Genomic DNA, 16,602 nt, shown 5'->3' with positions numbered 1-16,602 from the left:
GCGTCAGGGGCTTTCTTTTTATGGGTTACTGTTGGTCAAGTAAACGCGAGATTAAGCCGCGTATGGCTGCCGGCTCAAAGGGTTTGTCAGTCAGAGCATCGACGCCGCTTTGTTTGACGTTTGCCAGCTGTGGTTCATTGGCGCGCGCTGTCACCATCAGTACAGGAGTGTGTGCATGCGCTGAACTGTTGCGAATATATTGTGTTAATTCACGACCATTCATTTCCGGCATATTGAAATCGGTGACAATTAAGTCGAATTGATGTTCTTCCAATATATCAATGGCTTGTTGACCGTTTTCGGCTTCAACAAATATTTCAACGCCCAGGTTTTCAAACACGCGACGTAATACATGACGCGAAGTCAGGCTGTCATCAACAATAAGCACCCGTAAGTCTTCTATGTCATACAGCTCTAGGTGGAGTAATTCTGGCTCCATTAAGTCCATAGTAGCGGTGATAGCCCGTTGTAATTGCTCGGGTGTAAAAGGTTTAGGCAATATGGCTATAATACCGGCCTGCTTAAACTGTTCGAGCTGGTCGGCTCGGTGTTCAGACGATACCAGCATAAAATGCAAGGTGTCATGAAGATCGTTTCGGTTAATGAACTGAATAAGCTCATGCGCCGTACCATCTTCGAAGTACATGGCGCTCGTTACGATATCAGGCTGCCAACGCAGGATTTCTTCTTTGGCTTCCGCTATAGTAGAAGCGCCTCGGGTATGTTGGATACCTGCCTGATTAAGGTGTTGGGTAATGACTTTACGCTGCACATCGGAAGGCTCGATGAGCAAAATTCGGAGTTCGTCGAAGGCTATCGCCATAATCGGTCAAAATGAGTTTATGATGTAGCAAAGATTAGGGTATTCAGGCAATAAACTCAATCATAAAATTGTGTTAGGCTCATGAAAAAAGAGGGGTACCTATGAGCGTCAGTCGCGAGTTTTCAAATGATGGCAAACAACTGATTATTGCCATTCAGGGGAAGTTTGATTTTAGTTTGGTGCAAGAGTTTCGTCAGGCTTATAGCCACATTGGCGATTCTCAGCCGACTGTAATTATTGACTTGAGAGAAACCGAATACTTGGACAGCTCGGCGTTAGGTATGCTACTCAATATGCGAAAGTCTCTGGGTAATAGTGTCAAAGGCATTCAGTTGATAAATGCCAAGCCCGATGTTCGTCGTATTCTGGATATATCCCGTTTTGAAAAGATGTTTACTATCGCCTAATGCACGTACTCGTCGTTGATGATCAGGCCGCCAATAGGGTCATGCTAAAGGGGCTTATTGAGCGTTTTGGACACAATGTAAGCTGCGCGGCAAACGGTATGCAAGCGCTGGAGCTTTTCAGTCATAAGGGCGCTGACATTGTATTACTTGATGTCATGATGCCGGTCATGGACGGCCTTACAACCGCAAAACACTTAAAACAGTTAAGTGGTGAAATTCATCTTCCTGTGCTGTTTATTACTGCACTTGATGATCAGAAAACGCTTTTAGAATGCCTGGATGCGGGCGGCGATGACTTTATCAGTACGCCGCCAGAGCCTATTGTTTTACAGGCTAAGCTAAATGCTCACGCACGCGTGCGAGAATTGAGCTTTAAGCTGAAAGAAAAGAATGAAGTACTGGCTTATCACTCCAACCGTATGGAGCGTGAGCAAAATGTGGTGAGCCACATGCTAAGCAACGCACTGTTAGAAAATGAACTGAGGTTCGATTTTCTGCAAACCTATTTATCGCCGGCAACCGAATTTAATGGTGACTTGGTTCTGTCAAAAGGGGGCCCCTTAGGAAATTACTATATTTTTGTCGGTGACTTTACCGGTCATGGCTTGGCGCCAGCAACTGGGGCACTGCCGGTTGCGCAGACGTTTTTCGATTTGGCTGAGAGAGGGTTGTCGGTCGCGACCATGGTCAAAGAGTTTAATCGGCGGCTGGTAAAATTGTTACCTGACGACATGTTTTGTGCAGCATTTGTCGCAGAGCTATCAGCAGGGGGCGACCGCCTTAGCTATTGGAACGGAGGCATTCCGGACGCACTTTTTATTGATAACAATGGACGAGTCACTTACCGCTTGCCGTCAGAGCACCTGGCGTTAGGTATTTTGCCACCAGAAGAATTTAATAGCTCGTTGAGTCACTGTTTTATCGAACCCGGGCAACGGTTGGTTGCGTATACTGACGGCGTTATTGAGATGACGAACACCCAGGGGCAGCGCCTTAACGAGAGTGGTTTTGAAAAAAAGCTAAAACAGTTTGGCAGTAAAAAACAGTTTGACCAGTTGGTGAACTCGCTCGAGAGCTTTCAGAAGGGCACTGAGCAAAGTGACGATATTTCATTAATTGTTGTCAGTTGTGAACCGACTCAACTGCCCGTTAAAAAAGACGACCATTCTATCACTCACCTTCCTTTTGAGTTGAAAGTACGACTCAGCGAAAAAAATATTGTAGGGGAAGATCCTGTGACCCGGCTTGTCGATTCATTATCGCACCTGGAAGGGATAAAAGCCCATAAAACAACGCTGTACTTATTATTAGCGGAAGCGTTTAATAATATTTTGGAGCACAATCTTTTACGGTTGAACTCCGATGTGAAGGAAGAAAATGAAGGGTTTGAACGCTATTATGCAGAACGAGAACGACGTCTTGGTAGCCTTGAAAACATTGAGGTATCGATTGATGTTAACTACCAACCCGTTGATAGCCTGATTTGTTTTGGCATTCGGTCAAACGGAGAAAACGGGTATCCGGCTGATGAGTTTTCTCCGGTATTGGATGAAGAAAAAATGCACGGTCGAGGTATGCAGCTGATTAAAAACTTTTCCCGCTATTATGAATGGAAAGACAAAGGTCAATGCTTATACATTGAGTACGACCTTAACCTCCCGATCGCTTAACTTTGTAACCTTCCGCTTTTAGATAAGCTTCAATACTGTCGCGCTGGTCACCCTGCAGTTCAATGTCATAGTCTTTTACTGAACCACCAACACCACATTGCTGTTTTAGCTTCTTCGCAAACTTTTTCAATTCATCTTTTGGTAACGCAAGGCCGGTCACAATAGTAACTCCTTTACCTTTGCGGCCTTTGGTTTCCCTTTTTAGCCTTACTACACCGTCGCCTTCTGGTATCTGCTCAGGCTCCTCGTCAGGCTCAATACGGCCTGAGTCTGTCGAATATACCATTTGGCTGAGTTGATCTTTAAGCGAGTCGTTGGATCTAGATGCCATCGTAAGAAACCTTTAAAAACAAGTGCTGTAGGCGAGTTTACCATATTTTATATTTGTTATCTTATAACTGTTGTCTACTAAAATATGGTAGAAATGGTAGACATTGAAAAGAAAACTTATAGTTTTGTCGACTAAAGTCATAAAACTAATTCAAGCTATATAATAAGCATATTTATACTGGAATCGCCCAAAAACATAAAATTCAACAATTGAATTAGATGGGTGTTTTTTAATCTTCTTTTTCGATTGAATAAGTATGTGAATAAATATGCGAATAGATTAAAAAATGAACAGATCTAACGATGGTAGACATATTTAGTAGACAGCTTGATTTTATAAAATAAAAAATCTATAAAAATCAGTAAGTAAGGTTATTATAAGTGAGCTGTATACCAAATGCCCTGTTTGGTATACGTCAAAAGGAGAAAATATGAAGGATGAAATGGATATAAAGATCAGCGAAAATGAAAAAGGAGAAATAGATGTCGCTGATGCAATTATTTTTTATCGTGCTGCTTGGTCTAAAATGCTAAACAAGCGTTCTAAAAAGTCAATAGAGCAAGAAGTATACATTGCTACAAAGCTTTACAATCAGCAAGCTATTTCTACCATAAAGACTGCCGACAAGTGGCCCATTTTGACGAAGCGTGATTATCAACCTTCTCGCTTAAACTTACTCTACGATGAACTATCTCGACGCTCTCAAGCGAGAAACTTCAGAATAACAGTAATGATATCGCTGGGCCTTTTTGCACTTTCTTCGTTATCGCTACTAATTAAAATATATTTTCCAGATGCTTTCTAATTAATGCTTAGTCTCACTTGCTGGCAACTCATTATCAAATCGCCAGCACTTCAGAAAGCACACTTCATCAATCGCTATATTGATGTTTTTACTGTTCATCATTAAGTACGCTTGTTTTGTCGTGAAGATAACGCAAGCGTCCAGATCGATATCTTCATCTTGCTTGCAACTGTCGATACCGAGTTTCAGCATATTGTAGTCGTGAACGCAGCATAAGATCTTGGCAGGAATATTCGTTCCTTTTTCAATGAAATACTCCTGGCTCTCGTCGCAAAAATCTATCAAAACTTCAGCAATGACGTACATTCCAGCACCTTTTACATTTGATAATTTAAGTTATATATAGTACAATATAAATATCAAAAGTAAAATGCCGGACATATAGCCCGGCATCGATAGGTTAGGGGGGGGGTAGATTAATGAGATAGTAAGCAGTCAGAGACGTCTGGTACCGACTTACTAACATCGTGAGGGTTGAACGCTCTACCGCTTAAAAGTGGCTTGATGAAGCTGTTAAGAGCCTGCTTTTTTCGGTCTGCTAGTCTTTCAATCGATAGTCCAAGCATTACAGCATCAGCTGCGTGCTCTTGCTTGTCGACAAGAAGATCGATGTCGTCATCGTGCGTGTGCTGATACCCAAAGCCAGCGTGATGGGCGTTCAGTAGCGCCTGGATAACGATGTCTTCTTTCGCTTTCTCGTGCTTGCCGACAAGCGAAGAATCTTTGCAGTCTCGTGGGTTAAGCGTCAGCACTTTGATATCAAGCATTGTTGAGATGATGCCCGTCACTACACCAAAACTATGGCTTGTTGCGTCCGCGTTTTTAATGAAGCTCTCAGCGTCTGATTGACGACCGAATTCTTCGCGGTAAAGCTTTTTAAAGGCGTCAGCGAACTCTTCTTTTGACTGACCCTTAGCCTTCGCATCAATGTGCAACTTCAAAGCCTTCTTGCCTGCGTTTTCAGCTATGTTTCGATACTTGTAATAAGGACGGAAGCCGACCGGCAATTCAGTGATCAGGAACTCTGGCTCGTACTCTTCAATAAGCTTGCGCAAGAATGTGATCAACATTCGAGCACGATGAAGATGATTCAAGTTCATATACCCGAACTTCGAATAGTTGATATGTCCAAAGCTGACTTGCCCGGCTTTCTGAACGTATGCTGCGATATCTTCACCATCCGACACATAATCGATGACAGCAAAGCCCAGGTTGTTTAAAGCCAGATCTAAGCTAATAGTTCTTACTGCTACTACACTCATTTTGCACCTCCATATGCTTATGAGAGGCCCCAATCCTTGGGGCCGGGTATAACGTCTTAGGCTACGTTATGAGCACTGATTTTTGCTTGCTTACAAGCGTCTGTTAAGTGATCTAAGTCTCGAACATCAATCTCGACAAACTCAGAGTATTCAAGTCTGCTTTTTGCAATGATAGTTCCAGTCTCGCCGTGTCGGTTTTTGCCGATAATGAACTCTGCGAACCCCTTAAGCGGTGAATCGTGTTTATACACTTCATCACGATGAATAAAGATAATTGCCGTAGCGTCTTGCTCAATCGAACCTGAATCTCTCAAATCAGAGTTTTTCGGGCGCGGGTCATTACGAGTCTCAAGCCCACGGTTTAACTGTGAAAGTGCTACTACCGGAACATCCAGCTCTTTAGCTAACGCTTTCAGAGAGTTTGAGATATGAGACACTTCAAGCGTTCTGTTTCCACCGAAGTTTTTATATGTCTGAAGCAGCTGCAGGTAGTCGACAAAGATAATATCTAATCCATCTTTACGTTTTTGACGACGCGCTTTGCTGACAATTGCTTCAAGATGATTATCGATACACACATTGAAATGTTGGTCGTATTTCTTCTGTTTAGCGATTGCCGCTTCTAAGCTTGTGAACTCATCATCATTGAGCTGACCTTTCTTGATTTTGCCGAACTCTACACCAGAATTTGCTGCCAACATTTTCAGCGCTAATTGAGTTTCAGGCATTTCAACAGATGCATAGAATGTCTTTTTACCCGCTTCAGATACAGCTCGTGCAACGTCTAAAGAAAGCGTTGTTTTACCCATTCCTGGGCGAGCCGCGATAATATAAAGTTCGCCCGGTTCTAAACCCGAACCCAACATATCGTCTAAGTCGCTAAAGCCGGTAGAAACGCCCATAGTCTCACCATCAGCGGCTTTCATAATGCGGTCGATAAGCTTCGACGTTGAGTCTCTTAACGTAATAGTCGTTTCTTGAGTTGATTCATCATTGAATTCAATCTGACTGATAGATTCGATCTTGGCGATCTTCTCTTCAATGTTCATACCGCTGTCGTAAGCAGCTTGAGATACTAGATCGGAGTTTCTTCTGACTCGACTTATGATATAACCTTCTTTTACACGCTCAGCGATGTTTCTAACTGCTTTAGTGTCTTCAACAAGTGCAATACACTCATCAAATAAGCTATCAAACTCGAAGTCCGGCAGTAGATCGCTACCTAGATATAGCGCGTGTCTTTTAACTGAGTCTTTATCAACGAACTTGCCCTGGCTTACTAAATCGACAATCGCTTTCCAAGCAAACGAAAGCTTAATGTCGTCGATCTCAGTAGCATTATCAGAGATACCCAAGCCGAAGTCTTTTTCAACGATTGTAGAGTTTAGAAGTGCGCAACCAATCAGTTGCTTTTCTGCTTTTAGAATTGATTCTTGATTAATCATAACGAACGCTCCTTTTTCGTTTTTAGTTGCTCTCCATTTCGTGAAGCAATCCTTGCTCTCACACTTTTAATTATATCAACAAAAACAACGAGTTGTCTCCGTTGAAATTAAAAATAAATAATCATATTAAATCACGTAAACTTGCTACTTTACTGCGATAATTTTCAGCACGACCTGATTTTTCCGACTTTTTAACTACTGGCTTTTCGTCCATTTTACTAGCCGTTTTAGTGATATCAGGGCGATCTTCTTTCTTGACTTCAACACCAACACTCTTGCTTTCAACATCAGAATACTTGTCAGCAATCGCGCTTAAACCATCAGCAACATCACTCAGAGACTCCGAGTTTTGAACGACTCTCTCGACTTGCTGACAAGTGAAAGCGTACATATCCAGCGCATCAGTAATCTCTGCTTTAATACGCTTGCCTAGACGCGCTCCTGAGCCCTTCAAACGCTTAAAGAGGGTGGCAACCTCGGTTGCAGTGATTTCGTCTTCCACCGGCTTGTCAGCAAGCTTGCGCTCAAGTGCTTCAGCTGACTTCTTAGCGTCTTGATTTACTAAGTGGTAAGAATGCTTATTCGCTTTGTAGAACCGAGCTTTCAAAACACTGTCAGCGACGTTCTGGAATTGACGTAGTGCTGACGCTGCAGCGTTGGATTTTGCGTGCAATGAAGGGCCGTAGGACATTTCCAGGGCCGGCTTAACCCAGATCACGTTAGCCTTTTTATCGAATTCGCAGAAGTTGACTTCAATAAGCTTGTTCAAGAGCTTCCGAGCTTCATCGACTTCTATCTTCATATCGTCTGCGATGTGTGCGAGTGAGATAGTGTAGAGCCCGATGTTCTGGCTATAGTTGTTTGTTAGCAGGTACATCGCAAGAGCGTACCCCTGCAGTCCTGCTGTCTTTAAGATTTTCTGGTTGAGTTCGCTGTTGAAGAAAGTGAGAGATACTTTCGCGAATCTTTCTGTTGTTTTACTCATAGTTGTTGCGCCTCCAAGCGTATTCTACTATCCTTATCTTCGGGGTTTTACAATTGAAAACCACATTTCAGATCTTATCACTGATCTGAAGTTATTTGCACGCAAAAAAGAATTTAATTTCTATGTCAAACAATAAGTTCGAAATTAATCAAGAAAAAGCGCTGAAGAATTTAAAGCGGATAATTAAGATGCGCATCGATCAATGGAATATGACGCAGGCGCAAGTCGCTGAGAAGTGTTATCAGAGCCCTGGCAATCTTTCGCGCATATTAACTGGCGATCGAAAAATAACTATTGAGATAGCTTTAAGATGTGCGAAGTCTTTATTAGTTAATCCGATCGATATTGATCCGGGGCTGCGTGAATTATTGCCAGGCGTTTCTGAATCATTCATTGATACTGAGATAAAAAATATTAGCGGGGCCGGGGTTGGCAAAGCAGAAATTGAAGTTGATGAAGATGATTTAATTATTCAAGTCGAAGAAAGTTTTGGGCGAGCAAGAGCTTATGACGCAATAGTCTTCAAGCGCATTCAGTCGACCCAGAGAAGTCCAGAGTCTGGCGTTCATACGAGCTTTGATATTGAAGCTGGATCTGTGATTTTCCTTGATGACGGAATGAAGATGGTAGAGCGGGTAGCTATGGCTGGGCGGCTTGATAGAGAAGTGGTCATCTTAGAGGGCGGTGAGAGCTATTCGCGGAAAGAGTTAATAGATAAAAAAGCTTACGTAGACGCTATGATAGTGAAGTCTAACTTCATTGAGCCGAACGTGATCTGATGGTTCGCTTCGCTCACGAGGTTTTTGATTAGAGATGTGGCTGGATTCTTCACTTCAAAACACTCGCATTGAGCGTAGCGAAATGCTCAGTAAGAAAAACAAAAAGACGCCATTTTTTCAAAAACTCAGTTTGTTAAAATACTGTTAATTTAGTTTCTATTTTTCTTTCTCTTTCTTAGGGGTATGCGCGAAATATACCGAACCATATATAATTCTTCTGAAGCTCGCTAAATACCGCCAAACTATATAATTATTTAGTGAGATTCCTAATCATTTAAGAAAAAAATAAGGCTTAAATTTTCCTTAAATCCGCTTGATTTTCCACTAAATAATCGTATGGTTTTTATTTTATATGGTTATTTAATTTTTATTTCAATGAAGACCGGATAAGTCCGGTTATGTTATAATTACTTCATATGCAAATGGATTTGCGGAGTAATTAAAATGAAGACGATCGAGGAATTCTTAATTAATAAAGTTGATGAGCGTGAGACTATTAACGAGAAGTCGGCACAGCGCTTATTCAAACTTTTCACCAATTCAGTAAAAACAGCAATTCGAGATCTCGATGCTGAGCGTCGAGTTAAGCAGCGTATTGAGAATGGTAGTAAAAAAGACGCATTTAAGCGTATCGTTAAAGCAGAGAAGACTACCTTCTCTTCAGCTCGATACCTGCTTTCAACTTTCACTTTAGAACACTTGATGTTGTGCGAAGTAGATGTTTTGTCTTTCTATCGAATGCTTCGAGTTCACCCTGCAATTCAAGACTACTGCTACAAAACTGGGCTTAATTCAGTCCAGCTCGAACAGAAGCTTCTGAACTTCATCGAGAAGTATAGCGAAAGCACACCCGAACTTCTTTTTAAAACTGCTAACGCGAGGGTAGCGTAATGAGCGGACGTAGGAGTAGAAATAAGGGCGCGGCAGCTGAGCGTGAGTTGTTTAAAAAGCTTTCAGAGATCCTGGGCCAGGAAATCACACGCAACTTAGAACAAACTCGAAATGGCGGCGCTGACACTGTCGATCTCGAACACGTCTCTCTTGAAGTCAAAAGACACGAAACATTAGCGTTAAAGACTTGGTGGGGGCAAACTTGCGAACAAGCAGAGATCGATGAGAAAGCACCGGTATTGGCTTATCGTCAAAGCCGCCGGCCCTGGAAATTCATTGTTCCGATCAACTTCATAGCAACTCAAGACTCGGGCATTTGCGCATTCGATTCAACTGCTGAAATAAGCCTAGAAGCCTTCTGCCGGCTTTATCAGGGTTTAGGAGCTAAGGAATGCTTAAGTGCGTAAAACTAGCTCTAGAAATCAAAGACAGGGCGTTTAAAGCTGCAACAGCTGCTGAGATACGTAAGAAGTATTTCGAAAGCGACTATCAGTCGCTCACACCAACTACATCAAAACCTAAATCTGAGGATCTGGATTACGACCCTAGTTTTTACAGATTAAAACCAGCGCTTAAATTCGCAGTTCGACATTATCTCGAGCAACTCGAAGAACACGATGTTTGCGTCGATTATCTTACCGAAAAACTTCACTCAAAAGGCCTTAAGCCGGACCCGCATTTTATTGCCCCGGGCATCGATACACCTCGACTCACTTGCTCGCAAAAACAACTACAGGTTCGCTGCGAAATCGTTGAATTCAAGCGCTACAACTAATTACCCCGCATAACTCCAAAACACTCTTACTCATTGACAACAAGGAAGGTTGACTAATGACTAAAAAAGCAACAGAACAAAAAGAGCTTAAATCTAGAGCAAACAAAAAGCCTGCGAGGCTAAAAGGCAAACGCGCAGCTAATGATTTAAAGCGTGAAGACCAAAAGGAACAGGCATTAGAATTGCGCTTGCAGGGTATGAACTTGCGGGCAATTGGCAAGGCCCTGGGCGTCTCTCACGAGACTGTGCGCAAATGGATAGACGAAGAGTACGAAGGCTCATTTGAACGTCGTCACGAACTTGCTGACAAGCTTCTCGACCAAAGCTTACTTGAACTCGAATATATGTACTCAAAAGTAGCACCAGACTTCTCTCAAGAAGACCGAAAGATTCGCTATCAAGCTTTAGATCGCGGTATCAAGATTAACGAAAGCAGGCGCAAGCTGCTGGGTATCGACAGTCCGGAAAAACTTGACGTCAACACAAATCAAAAGCTCTACACATCGAACATACCGCTGCCTGATGACTTAGATACTGATTAACTGGTCGGATCAGTTGGTAATCTAACCTTTTAAAGCCCGGCACACGCCGGGTTTTCTATTTTCTATACGGTTATAAAATTTAAAATTCAATCAAGACAAACAGGGTTTAGTCACGCTATACTGTTTATATATACAGTAATGTATTGGGCGCCAGGGTGGCGCATCTTTGAAAGCAAGCACAGGAGGTGCACTATGAAAACAGAACTTCAACAAAAAGCTCATCAGCTTACTCAAGACTTCAATATCTCAGTCTTGCGAGCAAGCAAAAACACAACTCAGCAATCTACCGCTTTGTACGTAGAAGCGTCGGTAATAGACGACTTTGCTGACAAGAGAGTAATCAATATCTGCTTCACAGACGCACAGGATACGAGCGATGATGTACTTGCATCGCGGATACTTGATGCAGCTCTTCGAGTGATTGAATTCAATCGAAAAGAAAATGCTAGAAAAGTTGCTCAGAAAGCTGGTGTAGAAACTGAAGATTTGGAGGTGCTGTAATGAATACTGCAACTTTTGACTTCAATTTCTTATGTCGCTCAGATATCGATCGTGATAACTGCGAAATGGTATTTGATTGCTTTCAAGATAAAGGTCTTCAGAAAGCCCAGATCGAAGAAACTGGATACTGTAAGTGGAAGGCAAGTTTCGAGAATGGGTTGGAGGTTCGATTTAATGATGCATCGTTTGCTGCAGCTGCCGAACTTGCAAGCAAGAAATCAAAATATGGACTGTCATCAATTACTGATGACGACATCCTGAATCTTTTAAGCGACGGCTTTCTTGTCGTCAAGAGCAAGAGGTTCGGATGGAAAGAGATTGTTGAAAGCTTTAGCACTCGTGTCTTGCGAGAGCTTAGAGTTTGAAAACAAGAACCGCCGGCCAAGGATGGCCGGTTTTAAAAACGAAACGGAGGCAATTATGAACAATGAATTACAGTACTTCTTACAACATCTCGACAATCTAAAAGCTCATCTAAAAGACTTTGAGCTTGCTGATAAGTACTTAACTGCTATTCAAGTCGTTGTTAGCAATGAAGATAATCTTTTTAAAGATCATAAGGTGGGTTTCTGCATCAAGCACACAGAGTATGGAGTTCAGGCAACTGGATTTAACGTTGAAAAATTATCGCACTTAAATCAATACTTCGTCGGTCCTCGCAGAATTGATAGTGTGGTTAAAGATATTGCTAGCAATACTGTTAATCATAAAGTTGAAGAGTACATCAAAGCGATTGAAGCAGCGCGGGCTGAAAGAGATCTTGATGCACGAGTAGCAAACACTATCAACGCAACATCAGTTCGTCATATTCATCAGTAATAACAATCGCCGGCCTGGTGGCCGGCTTATTTTAAACACGGAGGTAGTTATGGATAACTTAAACAACGACATTAAGAATACTTCTCTCGCTGAGATGTCTCGAAAAGGTATTGAGCTGGCTTTGAATTCAATGACGAAAGAAGATGGCAGTAGCTATCATATCGTCGCAGTGAATCTCAGAGAGGTTGATGACGAGGGCGGTGAGATCGAAGTTTGCGCACTCATATCGAATCGCTTCTTCACAGTGTACGAAAAGATTAACTTCGTCGATGTACTCACTAACAACAGCGACGCAATCAGGTCCTTGTTTTCAAGAATTGAAAACGAATCAACAAAAGCCTAGTTGAATAGAAAGCCCCGAATTATCGGGGCTTTCGTCGTTTTATAGGGTTATTTATTTTTGAATTCAATGGAGACTATTTAACCAGTTGCGTGTTATACTGTATATATCAACAGTGGTTGATATGTGTGTTGTTAGCAAGCACAAGGAGGTGCTGATATGGCTAAAGCAAAAGACAAAATCTGGAACATCACAAGCTCGATATTCGGGCTTTTCTTCGGAGCAATTGGCGTAATGCTACTGTTCTTCTTGTTCGCAATGATTGCCGGCTTCGCCCGGTTTGGTTGATAGCAATGACTTGCCGCCAGGGTGGCGGCTTTAACTTGAACACAAGGAGGTGTTTTATGAATTTAAAGGAACGATTCACGTTAATAGAGAATTTAAAAAAAACTTTATTTGATATGAGTAAAGGAGTTAAGTATTCAGAAAGAAGTCGGTACTACATTCAGTGTTTAATTAAACTTCTTAAGTTAAACCATGAAGACCTGCGTATTATTGGCGGATTCGATTACTTCGATGATTACTATTTTGTTGTCGATATTGCTAGTGATGGACTCTTCAACAAAAGAGAATACTTTTTCATCTCTCTCGATGCCTTGAAGTCAATATCGGACTCTGGAACACACACGGAAATGGATGAAGTAATATCTTTTATGGATTTTATCGACTAGTCAATAAGGGCCGCATATCTTAGCGGCCTTGAATTCAATAATTTGCACGGAGGCAATTATGAACACTGAATTACAAATCGAATACTCGAATATGCTCGACAGCTCTTACAAGCTCTTTGCTAACAAGTTGGTGCTAAACAAAGAGTTGATGGATAAGGAAGGCTTGACTGAAGAGCAGGCTATTAAGCAGATAGAGTTAGAACTTCAGTCTAAAAGCATTGATGAGCTTAGCGACGCAGAGATGCGGATGGCTTTATTGCTAGCAAGGAAAGAGAACTCTCGTCTTCAAAAAGAGCTCGATAAGCGTCAGTTTAGCTTCAATCAAACAGAGTCTGGTGTCTCAGTGAACTTTGACGACAATAAGATGCGAAATCTTGAGCTAGAGAATCGTCGTGTTAGCAGAATGTTCGAAGAGCAAGAGAAGGAGTTGGCTCATTTTAAGCAAGAGTCTTTGATTTTAAGCGGAAAAGTTAACTGTCAAAGCGAGGAACTCTACAAGCTTAGAGAGCGTTTGAGTGTATCAGAAAATGCTTTGACAGCAATCAAGGCGGTAATCGCTTTAGACACTCGAAATGAGGATGAAGACGATGATTGACAACAAGACCCGCTGCAAAGCTCGCTATTGGCTTCAAAAGCACTACAAGAGCGCAACTATTCACGACTTAATAATTCGCTTTGGAATGACTCGTGAGCTTGCTAACAAGATGATGAGGACTGCTCAGATACGCAATCCAGGTCGAAGACAGCTACCGCCGCTGATGGAGCGCTATTAAGCATCTACCCATCCAAACACTGGCCCCGGGCAATGCCCGGGGCTTTTTATTGCAATAGCGCAATAATTATTAACATATTAGTTGAGTTGTCGATATAATGATCGAGGTGTTATCGATAAGGAGACACCGCAATGATCATTGAATTCAAAGGCCAAGACTACGGCAACTACTCATACAACATCACAATGACAACGCTCGATTACTTCGACCCGGTCAAGCGAAACCAAGAACGGGCTCGATTCTATCAATACTATCTCGAAGCGAAAGAAGCTTGCGAAGAGTCGGAAAGGCTTTAATGCACTCGAGTGCTTGCAACAAAAATAAACACCATTTTGTTATAATAGAAATATGAGGCTTGATGACCCTCATATTTTATCATTTTGAATTTCCAGCCCGGCGCAATGCCGGGTTTTTCTTTGCCAGCAACCAAATAACCCTCGTTACGCTATAATTGTACTATTCAAGGCCCTTAGAGGTCTCTCGTGCGTAATCTATAGCATACATCACTTTAAACATCGCCCTTGCTTGCAAGTTGAAATAACTACTACGCCCAAGTGCAATCATCGCGCTTGCTCTAACTTTCGGCTCTCTTCTCTTGTCAGCAACGACTGCGTTTAAATGCTTAATCGCAGCGTGGTAGAACTCAGGAAAGTCCTTGAATTCAAGTGAGTTGAGTTCAGTGATTATGACGACCGAATCCTGAATTATTGGTTTGTAATTGTCTTCAAGAAAACGGTAATTATCACGCTCTCTTCGCCACTCGGCTCGCTCTTGAAACATCAGCCTGCGCTCGAGATGCTTGCGACGGATTTCAGACATTCGACTGTGCGCAGTTCGCTCATCTTTAATTAACTTTCGATAGTCTTCGAGAGACATCTTCTTGAAGTATTTGCGCGGGTTTCGTTCGCTCACCTTTCATCTCCTTGCTGACAAGAAAAAGCCGCTCGTTCTACGGAGCGGCTAATACATGGAGGTACAACGGAAGGCCTGTGTTTTCTGACCTTCTAAGTATATTGTAGCGTAACGAATTGTAAAAAGTAAACATTGAATTCAAAAAATAAAACTCATAGTAAAATCGCAGGAAGCGGTTGTTTTGCATTGAAGACAAGGATATGTCGAAAAATAACTTTGAAAGAGAAGTACTGATAGCGCCTCAAGAAGGGCCCCAGACGACTTTATGTACTGCTCCTACGAACGTCGACCAGATTTTATATGGCGGCGCTCTCGGGGGCGGTAAGTCTTTCAGTATCCTAATTAAATGGATGCAGCATATCGATATCTGCGATGCGATTAGTGCTAAGCGTGGACACGAGGACGCTGCAGCTAACGGTTTAGTGTGTCGTTTCGATCTTGAAGGTCTCGATGAGCTGATTGATGACGCCAGGATGGTATTCGAGAAGATAGGGGCTGTCTGGCACGCTCAGAAGCGAGTTCTAGTCTTTCCGCAAGGGCATAAGATTAAATTCGCACACATTAAGGATGAGCGCTCTTTTAAAAAGCATCAGGGTAAGCAATACACGTTCATAGCAATTGACGAGGCAGGGCAGTTCAATACTGCTGAGTTTGCTCAAATCGATAAGCTCTATTCTCGTCTTCGTAATAAATGGGGTTTTCCGTCCGTCTTTCTTTTGACAGCAAACCCTGGCGGACCTGGCCATCACGTTCTTAAAACTCGCTTTATTGACCCAGGCCCAGAAAATACGGTCATAACTAAAGAGATTAAGTTTGACGGCAAGACCGCGACGATTCGCAGGATGTTTATACCTTCGTTGCTTGCTGACAATAAATACCTTGGCGACGACTACGCTCAAAAGCTTTTAGCGTCCGATATGCCAGAGTGGCAAAAGAAGGCCTGGTTGAGCGGTTCTTGGGATATCGTCGCCGGCGGTATGTTCGAAGACGTCTTTGACCGCAAGAAGATTGTCATCAAGTCGCCTGAGTACTCCTGGTTTAACGGACTTAAGCTCGACCGGTCATTCGATTGGGGGTCTACTAGCCCATTTGCGGTTCTATGGCACGCTGAGCTCGACGGAGATAAGACCGTTGAGATTGACGGCAAAGATGTGACGCCACCCAGAGGGTCTCTGATGGTCTTTGATGAGTGGTATGGCTCTAATGGCAAGCCAAACGAAGGCCTGAATCTTGCAGCTTTCGATGTCGGTAAAGGCATTATGGATCGCGAGAAAAAAATGGAGCGGGTTGGCGGCATTGAAGTCAAGCCGGGGCCGGCGGATACGCAGATTTATAATAACTTGGGCGCAGGCAATAGCTACGCAAAAGAGATGCAGAAGGCCGGTTGTAATTGGACTGAAGTTAAGAAGGCTGGCGGCCGTGAGTTAGGCTGGCAGTTAATGCGCGAGATGATGAAAGCGACAACAGAATTAGATGACTCGAAACCCTGGTTGATTATTTGCGATCGATGCACTGACTTGATTCGAGTCCTGCCGACGCTTGAGCGTGATACAAATCAGCCGGACGATATTAAAAAGTCAGAAGACCACAATGCCGATGCGTTGAGATATAAGATTCTCAAAATGCGAGGGCCGCAGTCCAAAACAGTCAAAACAAGCGGTCTTATGTAATCGGTTTTTACGATTAGGTTTAATTGAATTCAATCTGAAAAACAAATTATATGATTATTTAGTGCGAAAACAAGCGGATTTAAGAGAAATTTAATCCTTAAATGATCCTTATTTGATTTGGATTTTCACTAAATAATCTTACATTTAAACAGTGTTTTCGGGGCTTTCAAGCGTTTTATATATGGACCGGTATATTTCGCG

The 16,602-nt window shown here is 42.5% G+C and carries 25 protein-coding genes; 18 read left to right on the top strand and 7 right to left on the bottom strand.

All coding sequences use genetic code 11. From position 1 onward, the window contains the following. Positions 1 to 25: 25 nt before the first annotated feature. Entirely contained in the window at positions 26 to 823 is a 798-nt protein-coding gene (locus CWI73_RS03965; RefSeq protein WP_126751647.1) for a response regulator, read from the bottom strand. 101 nt (positions 824 to 924) lie between these two features. Here CWI73_RS03965 and CWI73_RS03960 point away from each other — a divergent pair, with 101 nt between their 5' ends. Next, the gene (locus CWI73_RS03960) at positions 925 to 1,230 is read left to right on the top strand and encodes an STAS domain-containing protein (RefSeq protein WP_100691794.1); all 306 of its coding nucleotides are present in this window, start codon (positions 925 to 927) and stop codon (positions 1,228 to 1,230) included. Beyond that, positions 1,230 to 2,900 carry a PP2C family protein-serine/threonine phosphatase gene (locus tag CWI73_RS03955; RefSeq protein WP_126751646.1) on the top strand — a complete coding sequence of 557 codons (1,671 nt, stop codon included), beginning with the start codon at positions 1,230 to 1,232 and terminating at the stop codon, positions 2,898 to 2,900. The genes CWI73_RS03960 and CWI73_RS03955 overlap by 1 nt, the downstream gene beginning before the upstream one ends. On the opposite strand, the gene yciH is transcribed toward CWI73_RS03955, so the two are convergent. After that, entirely contained in the window at positions 2,881 to 3,231 is a 351-nt protein-coding gene (gene yciH, locus CWI73_RS03950) for a stress response translation initiation inhibitor YciH (RefSeq protein ID WP_126751645.1), read from the bottom strand. The genes CWI73_RS03955 and yciH overlap by 20 nt on opposite strands. Before the next feature lie 430 nt (positions 3,232 to 3,661). On the opposite strand from yciH, the gene CWI73_RS03945 reads away from it, so the two are divergent. Then, the gene (locus tag CWI73_RS03945) at positions 3,662 to 4,036 is read left to right on the top strand and encodes a hypothetical protein (protein WP_126751644.1); all 375 of its coding nucleotides are present in this window, start codon (positions 3,662 to 3,664) and stop codon (positions 4,034 to 4,036) included. Here CWI73_RS03945 and CWI73_RS03940 read toward each other — a convergent pair whose 3' ends face one another. From CWI73_RS03940 to CWI73_RS03925, 4 genes are all read right to left on the bottom strand, one after another. Beyond that, positions 4,037 to 4,342 carry a hypothetical protein gene (locus CWI73_RS03940; RefSeq protein WP_126751643.1) on the bottom strand — a complete coding sequence of 102 codons (306 nt, stop codon included), beginning with the start codon at positions 4,340 to 4,342 and terminating at the stop codon, positions 4,037 to 4,039. 110 nt (positions 4,343 to 4,452) lie between these two features. Next, positions 4,453 to 5,298 carry a hypothetical protein gene (locus CWI73_RS03935; protein WP_126751642.1) on the bottom strand — a complete coding sequence of 282 codons (846 nt, stop codon included), beginning with the start codon at positions 5,296 to 5,298 and terminating at the stop codon, positions 4,453 to 4,455. Positions 5,299 to 5,354: 56 nt separating this feature from the next. After that, a complete protein-coding gene (locus CWI73_RS03930) occupies positions 5,355 to 6,743 on the bottom strand; it encodes a replicative DNA helicase (RefSeq protein WP_126751641.1) in 1,389 nt (462 codons plus the stop codon). Positions 6,744 to 6,864: 121 nt separating this feature from the next. Then, positions 6,865 to 7,728, bottom strand: coding sequence for a hypothetical protein (locus tag CWI73_RS03925; RefSeq protein ID WP_126751640.1), 864 nt, complete (start codon positions 7,726 to 7,728; stop codon positions 6,865 to 6,867). 122 nt (positions 7,729 to 7,850) lie between these two features. Here CWI73_RS03925 and CWI73_RS03920 point away from each other — a divergent pair, with 122 nt between their 5' ends. The 14 genes from CWI73_RS03920 (at position 7,851) to CWI73_RS12495 (ending at position 14,115) form a co-directional block, all read left to right on the top strand. Further along, positions 7,851 to 8,507 carry a helix-turn-helix domain-containing protein gene (locus tag CWI73_RS03920; protein ID WP_126751639.1) on the top strand — a complete coding sequence of 219 codons (657 nt, stop codon included), beginning with the start codon at positions 7,851 to 7,853 and terminating at the stop codon, positions 8,505 to 8,507. Between the two features lie 444 nt (positions 8,508 to 8,951). Beyond that, entirely contained in the window at positions 8,952 to 9,398 is a 447-nt protein-coding gene (locus CWI73_RS03915; protein WP_126751638.1) for a hypothetical protein, read from the top strand. Further along, positions 9,398 to 9,805 carry a putative PDDEXK endonuclease gene (locus tag CWI73_RS03910; RefSeq protein ID WP_126751637.1) on the top strand — a complete coding sequence of 136 codons (408 nt, stop codon included), beginning with the start codon at positions 9,398 to 9,400 and terminating at the stop codon, positions 9,803 to 9,805. The genes CWI73_RS03915 and CWI73_RS03910 overlap by 1 nt, the downstream gene beginning before the upstream one ends. Further along, a complete protein-coding gene (locus CWI73_RS03905) occupies positions 9,790 to 10,173 on the top strand; it encodes a hypothetical protein (protein ID WP_126751636.1) in 384 nt (127 codons plus the stop codon). The genes CWI73_RS03910 and CWI73_RS03905 overlap by 16 nt, the downstream gene beginning before the upstream one ends. A gap of 56 nt (positions 10,174 to 10,229) precedes the next feature. Then, the gene (locus CWI73_RS03900) at positions 10,230 to 10,715 is read left to right on the top strand and encodes a helix-turn-helix domain-containing protein (RefSeq protein WP_126751635.1); all 486 of its coding nucleotides are present in this window, start codon (positions 10,230 to 10,232) and stop codon (positions 10,713 to 10,715) included. A gap of 192 nt (positions 10,716 to 10,907) precedes the next feature. After that, positions 10,908 to 11,216, top strand: a complete 309-nt coding sequence (locus CWI73_RS03895; protein WP_126751634.1) for a hypothetical protein — start codon at positions 10,908 to 10,910, stop codon at positions 11,214 to 11,216. Further along, positions 11,216 to 11,581 (top strand): hypothetical protein, encoded by a 366-nt coding sequence (locus CWI73_RS03890; RefSeq protein WP_126751633.1) that lies wholly within the window; start codon positions 11,216 to 11,218, stop codon positions 11,579 to 11,581. The genes CWI73_RS03895 and CWI73_RS03890 overlap by 1 nt, the downstream gene beginning before the upstream one ends. Before the next feature lie 55 nt (positions 11,582 to 11,636). Then, complete coding sequence (locus CWI73_RS03885) at positions 11,637 to 12,035, top strand: hypothetical protein (protein WP_126751632.1); 399 nt, start codon at positions 11,637 to 11,639, stop codon at positions 12,033 to 12,035. Between the two features lie 49 nt (positions 12,036 to 12,084). Next, on the top strand, positions 12,085 to 12,378 hold the full coding sequence (locus CWI73_RS03880; RefSeq protein ID WP_126751631.1) for a hypothetical protein: 294 nt from the start codon (positions 12,085 to 12,087) through the stop codon (positions 12,376 to 12,378). A gap of 156 nt (positions 12,379 to 12,534) precedes the next feature. Then, on the top strand, positions 12,535 to 12,663 hold the full coding sequence (locus tag CWI73_RS12625; protein ID WP_275046251.1) for a hypothetical protein: 129 nt from the start codon (positions 12,535 to 12,537) through the stop codon (positions 12,661 to 12,663). A gap of 56 nt (positions 12,664 to 12,719) precedes the next feature. Further along, complete coding sequence (locus tag CWI73_RS03875; protein ID WP_126751630.1) at positions 12,720 to 13,046, top strand: hypothetical protein; 327 nt, start codon at positions 12,720 to 12,722, stop codon at positions 13,044 to 13,046. Between the two features lie 58 nt (positions 13,047 to 13,104). Further along, a complete protein-coding gene (locus tag CWI73_RS03870; protein ID WP_126751629.1) occupies positions 13,105 to 13,641 on the top strand; it encodes a hypothetical protein in 537 nt (178 codons plus the stop codon). Then, positions 13,634 to 13,819 (top strand): hypothetical protein, encoded by a 186-nt coding sequence (locus tag CWI73_RS03865; protein WP_126751628.1) that lies wholly within the window; start codon positions 13,634 to 13,636, stop codon positions 13,817 to 13,819. Before CWI73_RS03870 ends, CWI73_RS03865 begins: the two co-directional genes overlap by 8 nt. Positions 13,820 to 13,950: 131 nt before the next feature. Further along, positions 13,951 to 14,115, top strand: coding sequence for a hypothetical protein (locus CWI73_RS12495; RefSeq protein ID WP_157980625.1), 165 nt, complete (start codon positions 13,951 to 13,953; stop codon positions 14,113 to 14,115). 160 nt (positions 14,116 to 14,275) lie between these two features. Here the strand turns inward: CWI73_RS12495 and CWI73_RS03860 are convergent, their stop codons facing one another. Continuing rightward, positions 14,276 to 14,731, bottom strand: a complete 456-nt coding sequence (locus CWI73_RS03860; RefSeq protein ID WP_126751627.1) for a hypothetical protein — start codon at positions 14,729 to 14,731, stop codon at positions 14,276 to 14,278. A gap of 200 nt (positions 14,732 to 14,931) precedes the next feature. Between CWI73_RS03860 and CWI73_RS03855 the strand changes: the two genes are divergently transcribed. Next, the gene (locus tag CWI73_RS03855; protein ID WP_126751626.1) at positions 14,932 to 16,401 is read left to right on the top strand and encodes a phage terminase large subunit; all 1,470 of its coding nucleotides are present in this window, start codon (positions 14,932 to 14,934) and stop codon (positions 16,399 to 16,401) included. The last annotated feature ends 201 nt before the right edge of the window (positions 16,402 to 16,602 follow it).

Source organism: Idiomarina piscisalsi, assembly GCF_003987095.1.
Taxonomy (GTDB): domain Bacteria; phylum Pseudomonadota; class Gammaproteobacteria; order Enterobacterales; family Alteromonadaceae; genus Idiomarina; species Idiomarina piscisalsi.
This window is presented reverse-complemented; position numbering and strand designations above follow the sequence as displayed.

Excerpts from the sequence above, each read along its gene's own strand:
- CWI73_RS03965 (WP_126751647.1), bottom strand. The coding sequence starts at position 823 with ATGGCGATAGCCTTCGACGAACTCCGAATTTTGCTCATCGAGCCTTCC.
- CWI73_RS03960 (WP_100691794.1), top strand. The coding sequence starts at position 925 with ATGAGCGTCAGTCGCGAGTTTTCAAATGATGGCAAACAACTGATTATT.
- CWI73_RS03955 (WP_126751646.1), top strand. The coding sequence starts at position 1,230 with ATGCACGTACTCGTCGTTGATGATCAGGCCGCCAATAGGGTCATGCTA.
- yciH (WP_126751645.1), bottom strand. The coding sequence starts at position 3,231 with ATGGCATCTAGATCCAACGACTCGCTTAAAGATCAACTCAGCCAAATG.
- CWI73_RS03945 (WP_126751644.1), top strand. The coding sequence starts at position 3,662 with ATGAAGGATGAAATGGATATAAAGATCAGCGAAAATGAAAAAGGAGAA.
- CWI73_RS03940 (WP_126751643.1), bottom strand. The coding sequence starts at position 4,342 with ATGTACGTCATTGCTGAAGTTTTGATAGATTTTTGCGACGAGAGCCAG.
- CWI73_RS03935 (WP_126751642.1), bottom strand. The coding sequence starts at position 5,298 with ATGAGTGTAGTAGCAGTAAGAACTATTAGCTTAGATCTGGCTTTAAAC.
- CWI73_RS03930 (WP_126751641.1), bottom strand. The coding sequence starts at position 6,743 with ATGATTAATCAAGAATCAATTCTAAAAGCAGAAAAGCAACTGATTGGT.
- CWI73_RS03925 (WP_126751640.1), bottom strand. The coding sequence starts at position 7,728 with ATGAGTAAAACAACAGAAAGATTCGCGAAAGTATCTCTCACTTTCTTC.
- CWI73_RS03920 (WP_126751639.1), top strand. The coding sequence starts at position 7,851 with ATGTCAAACAATAAGTTCGAAATTAATCAAGAAAAAGCGCTGAAGAAT.
- CWI73_RS03915 (WP_126751638.1), top strand. The coding sequence starts at position 8,952 with ATGAAGACGATCGAGGAATTCTTAATTAATAAAGTTGATGAGCGTGAG.
- CWI73_RS03910 (WP_126751637.1), top strand. The coding sequence starts at position 9,398 with ATGAGCGGACGTAGGAGTAGAAATAAGGGCGCGGCAGCTGAGCGTGAG.
- CWI73_RS03905 (WP_126751636.1), top strand. The coding sequence starts at position 9,790 with ATGCTTAAGTGCGTAAAACTAGCTCTAGAAATCAAAGACAGGGCGTTT.
- CWI73_RS03900 (WP_126751635.1), top strand. The coding sequence starts at position 10,230 with ATGACTAAAAAAGCAACAGAACAAAAAGAGCTTAAATCTAGAGCAAAC.
- CWI73_RS03895 (WP_126751634.1), top strand. The coding sequence starts at position 10,908 with ATGAAAACAGAACTTCAACAAAAAGCTCATCAGCTTACTCAAGACTTC.
- CWI73_RS03890 (WP_126751633.1), top strand. The coding sequence starts at position 11,216 with ATGAATACTGCAACTTTTGACTTCAATTTCTTATGTCGCTCAGATATC.
- CWI73_RS03885 (WP_126751632.1), top strand. The coding sequence starts at position 11,637 with ATGAACAATGAATTACAGTACTTCTTACAACATCTCGACAATCTAAAA.
- CWI73_RS03880 (WP_126751631.1), top strand. The coding sequence starts at position 12,085 with ATGGATAACTTAAACAACGACATTAAGAATACTTCTCTCGCTGAGATG.
- CWI73_RS12625 (WP_275046251.1), top strand. The coding sequence starts at position 12,535 with ATGGCTAAAGCAAAAGACAAAATCTGGAACATCACAAGCTCGATATTC.
- CWI73_RS03875 (WP_126751630.1), top strand. The coding sequence starts at position 12,720 with ATGAATTTAAAGGAACGATTCACGTTAATAGAGAATTTAAAAAAAACT.
- CWI73_RS03870 (WP_126751629.1), top strand. The coding sequence starts at position 13,105 with ATGAACACTGAATTACAAATCGAATACTCGAATATGCTCGACAGCTCT.
- CWI73_RS03865 (WP_126751628.1), top strand. The coding sequence starts at position 13,634 with ATGATTGACAACAAGACCCGCTGCAAAGCTCGCTATTGGCTTCAAAAG.
- CWI73_RS12495 (WP_157980625.1), top strand. The coding sequence starts at position 13,951 with ATGATCATTGAATTCAAAGGCCAAGACTACGGCAACTACTCATACAAC.
- CWI73_RS03855 (WP_126751626.1), top strand. The coding sequence starts at position 14,932 with ATGTCGAAAAATAACTTTGAAAGAGAAGTACTGATAGCGCCTCAAGAA.